This window comes from Microbacterium sp. BF1 (assembly GCF_019279095.1).
Taxonomy (GTDB): domain Bacteria; phylum Actinomycetota; class Actinomycetes; order Actinomycetales; family Microbacteriaceae; genus Microbacterium; species Microbacterium maritypicum.
On sequence record NZ_JAGYWT010000104.1, the window covers coordinates 1 to 6,552 of the forward strand.

Annotated in this window: 6 protein-coding genes and 1 pseudogene; 4 read left to right on the forward strand and 3 right to left on the reverse strand. The window is 67.4% G+C overall.

All coding sequences use genetic code 11. From position 1 onward, the window contains the following. The coding region (locus tag KZA10_RS05670) for a CynX/NimT family MFS transporter (protein WP_218682389.1) at positions 1-715 on the reverse strand (715 nt) is incomplete at its 3' end. Next, positions 712-1,644: pseudogene (locus KZA10_RS05675) on the reverse strand (amidophosphoribosyltransferase); the annotation flags it as partial. The gene KZA10_RS05670 and the pseudogene KZA10_RS05675, both read right to left, overlap by 4 nt. A 706-nt stretch (positions 1,645-2,350) precedes the next feature. Here KZA10_RS05675 and KZA10_RS17770 point away from each other — a divergent pair. Continuing rightward, positions 2,351-2,794 carry an SbcC/MukB-like Walker B domain-containing protein gene (locus KZA10_RS17770; RefSeq protein WP_256934459.1) on the forward strand — a complete coding sequence of 148 codons (444 nt, stop codon included), beginning with the start codon at positions 2,351-2,353 and terminating at the stop codon, positions 2,792-2,794. 39 nt (positions 2,795-2,833) lie between these two features. Here the strand turns inward: KZA10_RS17770 and KZA10_RS05685 are convergent, their stop codons facing one another. Beyond that, positions 2,834-3,670: a hypothetical protein gene (locus KZA10_RS05685; RefSeq protein ID WP_218682390.1), complete on the reverse strand. Its 837-nt coding sequence runs from the start codon at positions 3,668-3,670 to the stop codon at positions 2,834-2,836. 10 nt (positions 3,671-3,680) lie between these two features. Between KZA10_RS05685 and KZA10_RS05690 the strand changes: the two genes are divergently transcribed. The 3 genes from KZA10_RS05690 to KZA10_RS05700 form a co-directional block, all read left to right on the forward strand. Beyond that, positions 3,681-5,036, forward strand: coding sequence for an MFS transporter (locus KZA10_RS05690; protein WP_256934457.1), 1,356 nt, complete (start codon positions 3,681-3,683; stop codon positions 5,034-5,036). Positions 5,037-5,045: 9 nt separating this feature from the next. After that, complete coding sequence (locus KZA10_RS05695; RefSeq protein ID WP_218682392.1) at positions 5,046-5,546, forward strand: hypothetical protein; 501 nt, start codon at positions 5,046-5,048, stop codon at positions 5,544-5,546. A gap of 88 nt (positions 5,547-5,634) precedes the next feature. Further along, on the forward strand, positions 5,635-6,552 hold a 918-nt coding region (locus KZA10_RS05700), incomplete at its 3' end, for a DNA topoisomerase IB (protein WP_256934458.1).

Below are 6,552 nucleotides of genomic sequence, written 5' to 3' on the forward strand. Positions count from 1 at the left end.
GGGACCCGACGCGACGGTTCGCCGGAGCGGTCGAGATCGGACCGGTCGCGACGGCCACCGCATCCTGCACGTCGTCGACACCGTCGGTGGGATCGGGGACGAGCAGTTCCGTCTTCACCGGCTCACCCGATCGCGGGCCGTTCTTCAGCAGAAGCGCCACCCAGGGCACCAGCGCGATGCCTGCGACGATGCCCCACATGCCCAGAGACACCCGCCAGCCCAGCGAGTCGGCCACCGGCACCGCGACGAGCGGAGGTAGGAAGGTCGACACCGCCATGGTGGTCGAGTAGATGGTCATCATGACCCCGAGTCGATCGGGGAAGTACTTCTTGACCAGTGGCGGCAGCAGCACGTTGCCCGAGCCGACCCCCGCGAACACCACGGCCGTCGCCGCGAGCAGGGTCGTCGAATCCACGGCGAAGCCGCGCAGGAGCAACCCCAGAGCCATCAGCGTGATCGCGGCGACGGCCATCCGCTCCAGACCGAATCGGCGCTCGAACAGCGGCGTGAGCAGACCGAAGATCGCGAAGCACACCGGTGGCGCGGCGCCGATCAGGCCGATGACGACCGGCGAGACCGGGAAGTCCGCGGCGACATGATCGATCACCGGCGATAGCGAGGCGACCGCCGAGCGCAGCGAGAACGCCACCAGGACGATCCCCACGAGTGCGAGTGCCCGACCCTGCCACAGCGGTCGTGCGCTCGGCATCGTCATGAGGTCTGCGACCCCTCCACCCAGGCCAGATACTCATCCGATACGGTGCCGGTCACATAGCGGCCGTCGAAGCAGCTCATGTCGAGGTCGGTGAGAGCCGATCCCTCGATGATCGCCGCCTTGAGGTCTTCGACCTCCTGATAGACGAGGTGGTCGCAGCCGAGCTCCTCGGCGATCTCGGGAATCGTCCGCCCGTGAGCGATGAGCTCGTGCCGCGAGGGCATGTTGATGCCGTACACGTGCGGGTGCCGCACGGGAGGAGCTGCAGAGGCGAAGGTCACCGAGGCGGCCCCGGCATCCCGCGCCATCTGGATGATCTCCTTCGAAGTGGTCCCGCGCACGATCGAGTCGTCGATGAGGAGCACGTTCTTGCCCTGGAACTCGGTCGACATCGCGTTCAGCTTCTGACGGACGCTCTTCTTGCGCACCGCCTGCCCCGGCATGATGAAGGTGCGACCGACATAGCGGTTCTTGTAGAAGCCCTCGCGGTACTCGATGCCGAGCTTGCGGGCGACCTCCATCGCGGCGGGGCGCGAGGAGTCGGGGATGGGCATGACCACGTCGATCTTGTCCATCGGCACGTGCTTGGCGATCGTGTCGGCGAGACGATCGCCCATGCGCAGCCGCGACTCGTACACCGAGATGCCGTTCATGACGGAGTCGGGGCGGGCGAGGTAGACGTACTCGAAGGCGCACGGTGCGAGAGTCGCGGCCGTCGCGCACTGCTTGGAGAACAGCTCGCCGTCGTTGGTGATGAAGACGGCCTCGCCGGGCTCGACCTCGCGCACGACCTCGTAGTCGCCGTTCTCGAGCACGAGCGATTCGCTGGCGACGACCCACTCGTCCTTGCCGTGCGCACCGTCGACCGTCGAGGGACGACGACCCAGGATCAGCGGGCGGATGCCGAAGGGGTCGCGGAATATGAGCAATGAGCCCACACAGACGCAGGATCACTGGGGCCAGGTCACCGACGACGTCGACGCGTGTCAGAGCGTCATCGATGCGGCCGCGGCATCGGGACTCGAGATGGGGGAGCGGCACACGTCGTTCCTCGATGGTCGATTCCTGCATTCCGAGACGGGGGACACTCCGTCCGCGGCGCAGCGCCTGGCGCACCTGGACACCGCGCTGAGAACCGCGGCCCAGCGCCTTCACGAGGATCGCCGCGAGGCCGCCGAGGCCCACGAGCAGCAGCGCGAGAGCATGCGACGACTCATGACCGGGTTCCTGGAGCGGTGGGACAATCTGACGCTCCTGCCGGATCCGGACGCGTCGGTCGGGGAGTTCGAGAGCATTCTGGAGGCGCTCCAGACCAATGGACTGCACGAGCTGGAGACCGAGTGGCGCGACAGCCTCCTCAAGCTCTCCGGCAACGATCTGACGAGTCTCGACTCGATTCTCAGCCGTTCGCTGCGCGAGATCAAGGATCGCATCGATCCCATCAACCGCATCATGGAGGAGCTGCCCTTCTACGATGACGATCACCGCCTGCAGATCACCCCGCGGGAGAATCAGACGGAGGCGCGCAAGCGCTTCCGACGTGAGCTCCGCGAGGTGCGGGGACTGATCGATGCGGCCTCGACCGATGCGGAACGGGAGGCCGTGTATCGCAAGATGAGCCGCCTCATCGCCCGGATGCGTCGGACGGCGCCCGACTTCGCCGAACTCATCGACGTGCGAAACCACGTGCGGGTGAGCGCGGAGCGGGTCACCGCCGCGACACGAGAGCACGTCGCGCTCTACGATCACATCGGCGAGAAGTCCGGAGGGGAGTCCCAGGAGCTCGTCGCCTTCATCGTCGGCGCTGCTCTGCGCTACCAGCTCGGAGACGCGGGGGCGGCACGGCCGCGCTACGCGCCGGTCTTCATGGACGAAGCTCTGATCAAGGCGGATGCCCACTTCACCAAGCGCGCGATCGGCGCCTGGAGAGGACTCGGCTTCCAACTCGTGATCGGTGCGCCGAACGACAAGTACAGTGCGATCGAGCCGCACGTCGATGTCGAGTACAACATCCTCAAAGACACGCGCGGTCGCTCCTGGGCGAAGGCGAAGGTGGGGCTTCCGCAGGAGGAGGTCTGAGGAGAGGCGGTCTGAGGCGGGCGGTCGTCCTCCGCGCCGCTACTCGCACTCCCCGAGGAAGCCGAGGTAGCAGACGGCCTCGTGGGTGACCGCTGCTTCATAGTCGTTGTTGGACACCTGCCGCGTCGCGGTCTCGGGCGTGCGGGTGAGGTGGCCGAAATCGCCGAGCGAGGCGACGACCGAACCCTCCGAATCCTCCGCGCGCATGCGGTCGATCTCGGCGCGGTGCTGTCCGCAGAGGGTCACGGCCGCAGGAACGAGTTCGACGCCGGCGCAGGCTCCGGCGTAGTTGAACTCCATCGCATCGATGCAGTCCGTCCAGTCCTGGTCGACGGCGCACGGGCTCACTCCGTCGTCCGACACGAGGTACAGGCCGGTCTCGTACTCCTCGCTGTGGAACGTCTCCGGCTTCTCCGGCGAATCGACCTTCGTCCAGTGACGAGCGGTCGTGAAGGCCACCACCACGATGATGACCGCGATCAGCAGCAATGCACCGACGATCGAAAGCGCCGCCCAGAGGCCGACCCGGCTCTTCTTTTGCGGCTCGCCGGAGGTCGGAGGAACGGCGTGGCCGGCGTATTCCGCCGGGCCTCCGCCGTAGGCCGGGGGAGCGGATGCGAACGCGGCCGCCCGCGCGAAGTCATGCCCGCCGAGGGGAATCGTCTCGGCGGTCGGCGAGGCGTCCGTCGTCGAGGAGGCATCGACGACAGGCGCCGTCTGCGGGCTCGTGGACAGCCAGTACTCGTACCAGCTCCGGCTGGCCTGCGGGTCGGCGGCGACCTGCTGCGCCTGGGCATCCGTGAGCTGGATGCCCAGTCCCTGCCGGGAGACGGCGTCCAGCAGGGAGGAACGGAATTCTTCGAGAGACAGCGCCATGCTCGTGATGATGGCAGATACCGGGTCGTCCGACAATCCGCTCCCGAACGGCGATGTCGCAGGCATCGGGAAGAATGTCGAGGTGATCGGTATAAGGAGCTTCTGGAACGCGCTGCCCACCGAGGGGCGCTGGTTGCTGTCGACCGTGGCCGTTCAGACGCTCGGGCGCGGCATGACACTGCCGTTCACGATCATCTACTTCCACGAGGTGCGCGGTTTCGACCTCGGCATCTCGGGGGCGCTGATGAGTCTCATCGCGATCACGGGTCTGGTCGTGACCGGTCCGGGGGGAACCCTGATCGACCGCTTCGGCGCACGACAGGTGCTGATCGTGGGGCTGCTGTCCATGATCGCCGGATGCACGCTTCTCGCCTACGCCACGCACCCGGCGGTCGCCGCGGTCGCCGTCATGCTCATCGGCGTGAACTTCGGTGTGTCCTGGCCGGGGTTCAACGCGCTCATCGCCACCGTGGTCGAGGGGGAGGTGCGCCAGCAGTACTTCGGCGTCAACTTCGCACTGGTGAACCTCGGGATCGGCGTCGGAGGAGTGATCGGCGGCTTCTTCGTCGATGTCACCGAGCCGGCCACCTTCACGACGATCTTCCTCGTCGACGCGGCGAGCGGCCTGATCCCGCTCGCTCTGATTCTCGGGCCGCTCCGCCACGTGCGCACGCAGCATGAGGCAGCGGTCGACGCCCCGCCCGTCGGGGGATACCGGGAGATCCTGCGTCGCCCCGCCGTGCTGTGGCTGACCCTTCTCACGTTCCTGTCGGTCTTCATCGGATACGGGCAGATGGAGGCCGGCTTCCCGGCTTTCGCGCGACAGGTCTCCGAGGTCTCCACCCAGGTCGTCGGCATCTCTTTCGCCGTGAACACCGCGGTCATCGTGCTGCTGCAGTTCGCCGTCCTGAAACTGATCACCGGCAAGAGGCGCACCAGGGTCATGCAGGTGATGGCGCTCATCTGGGCGCTGTCGTGGGTGCTGCTCGGCGCGACCGGATTCCTGCCGGGCACTCTGGTCGCGGCCATCGGGGTGATCGCCTACATGGGCGTCTTCGCGTTCGGGGAGACGATGCTGCAGCCCACCGTCCCCGCGATCTACAACGACCTGGCCTCCGACCGTACGCGCGGTCGCTACAACGCCATCAACTCCGCGGCGTTCCAGGGCGGTGCCATCATGGGGCCGCTCGTCGCCGGCGTCCTGCTCGGCGGCGGGCTGGAGGGCTGGTTCATCGGCCTGATGATCGCGGGGAGCCTCGCTGTCGGGCTGCTGGCCCTGGTGCTCGAGCGCGCGGTCGACCCGGCGGCCAACGGAGTGGTCGACATCCATCGAATGGAGGAGCCCGACGAGGTCCGCACGCAATAGGCTCCGATCATGGCTCTGGAGTCTCTTCTCCTCCGACTGGATCGGATCGCCGGCGGGCGGCAGGCGGGCGTCGCCATCAGCGAGGCCGACCGCACGCACCCCAAGACCGTGCGTGCGTTCACCTGGATCATCTGGCTCCTGGTCGTCGAGCTGATCATCGGGGTCGGCGCCGTCGCCGTCGCACTCGCGTTGGCAGTCGACGGCGCGTCGGTCTCGTTCGCCGTCTGGATGCGCACGCTCGTCGTGCTGGCGATGACCGCGACCCTGTTCTACTTCGCGTGGCGGGCGCAGCGCGGATGGCGGTGGGCGTATCAGCGTCTGCGCCTGTTCGCGCAGATCTTCCCGGTGATCACGCTCGTGATGGCAGCGATCCCCGGGCTCTACCCACTCTGGATGGTGTCGGAGCAGATCGTGTTCAGCCTGATCATGATCGGTATCGCCGACTTCCTGACGAGCGATCACATGCGCAGCACCTTCGCGGCGCCCCGCGCCGAGCCCGACGGGGAATAGCACGACGGCACCCCGCCACGCCACTCCCTTCCTCTGGTAGACACGGCCGGGCATCCTCGATCGCAGACAGTCGAGGAGGGGAAACACGATGGCAAGACTCATCCGGGTGGTACCGGGGCAGGATCCGGGCTTCCGGCGCGTGCGATCGGGGTCGGGGTTCCGCTACGTCGATCCGGCAGGGGACACCGCACCCGAGGCCGATCGTGAGCGTATCCACGATCTCGTGATCCCTCCCGCCTGGCAGGACGTGTGGATCGCGGCCGACCCGCTCGCGCACATCCAAGCCGTGGGGGTCGACGGTGCCGGGCGCAAGCAGTACCTGTATCACCCGCTGTGGCGTGTGACGCGGGACCGCCGGAAGTTCGTACGTGCGCTCGATCTCGCGGCCGTCCTTCCTCGCGCCAGAGCCCAGGTCACCAGGGCGCTCGCGCAGGAGGGGCAGACGGGGGAGCGCGCTCTCGCCATCGCGTTCCGACTTCTCGACGATGCGGCCCTGCGCATCGGGTCCGAGCGATATCTGGTTCGGCACGGCAGCCGCGGTCTCACGACGCTCCGACGGCGTGATGTGCGCGTGGCCGGCAGCGAGGTCGCCCTGTCGTTCCCGGCCAAGAGCGGTCGCACGGCATCGATCGAGATCACCGACGAGTCACTCGCCGACGCTCTCACGGACTTCGCAGCCGGGAAGTCAGGGGCCTTCCTGCTCGCGTATCGCCGGGGGCGCCGTCGCATGCGGATCACACCCGCCGAGGTCAACGCCTACTTGCGGGAGGTCACGGGAGCATCTTTCACGGCGAAGGACTTCCGCACGCTTCACGGGACGATCATCGCCGCGGATGCCCTCGCGCGGATCGGTGAGCTCGACAGTCGCAACCACCGGAGTGATGAGCGATCGGGGGCGACGGCGTCGAGCGTGTCGACGAGTCGGTTTAGCGCGCGACGTGCGTTGGTTAGGTCAAACTCAAGGCCGTCGATTCGCGTGATGCCGTACCAAGGATGGCGGTCCCGT

What these genes read in the sequence shown, in the direction of transcription:
- KZA10_RS17770 (WP_256934459.1), top strand. Translation starts at nt 2,351, where the DNA reads ATGCGTCGGACGGCGCCCGACTTCGCCGAACTCATCGACGTGCGAAAC.
- KZA10_RS05685 (WP_218682390.1), bottom strand. Translation starts at nt 3,670, where the DNA reads ATGGCGCTGTCTCTCGAAGAATTCCGTTCCTCCCTGCTGGACGCCGTC.
- KZA10_RS05690 (WP_256934457.1), top strand. Translation starts at nt 3,681, where the DNA reads ATGGCAGATACCGGGTCGTCCGACAATCCGCTCCCGAACGGCGATGTC.
- KZA10_RS05695 (WP_218682392.1), top strand. Translation starts at nt 5,046, where the DNA reads ATGGCTCTGGAGTCTCTTCTCCTCCGACTGGATCGGATCGCCGGCGGG.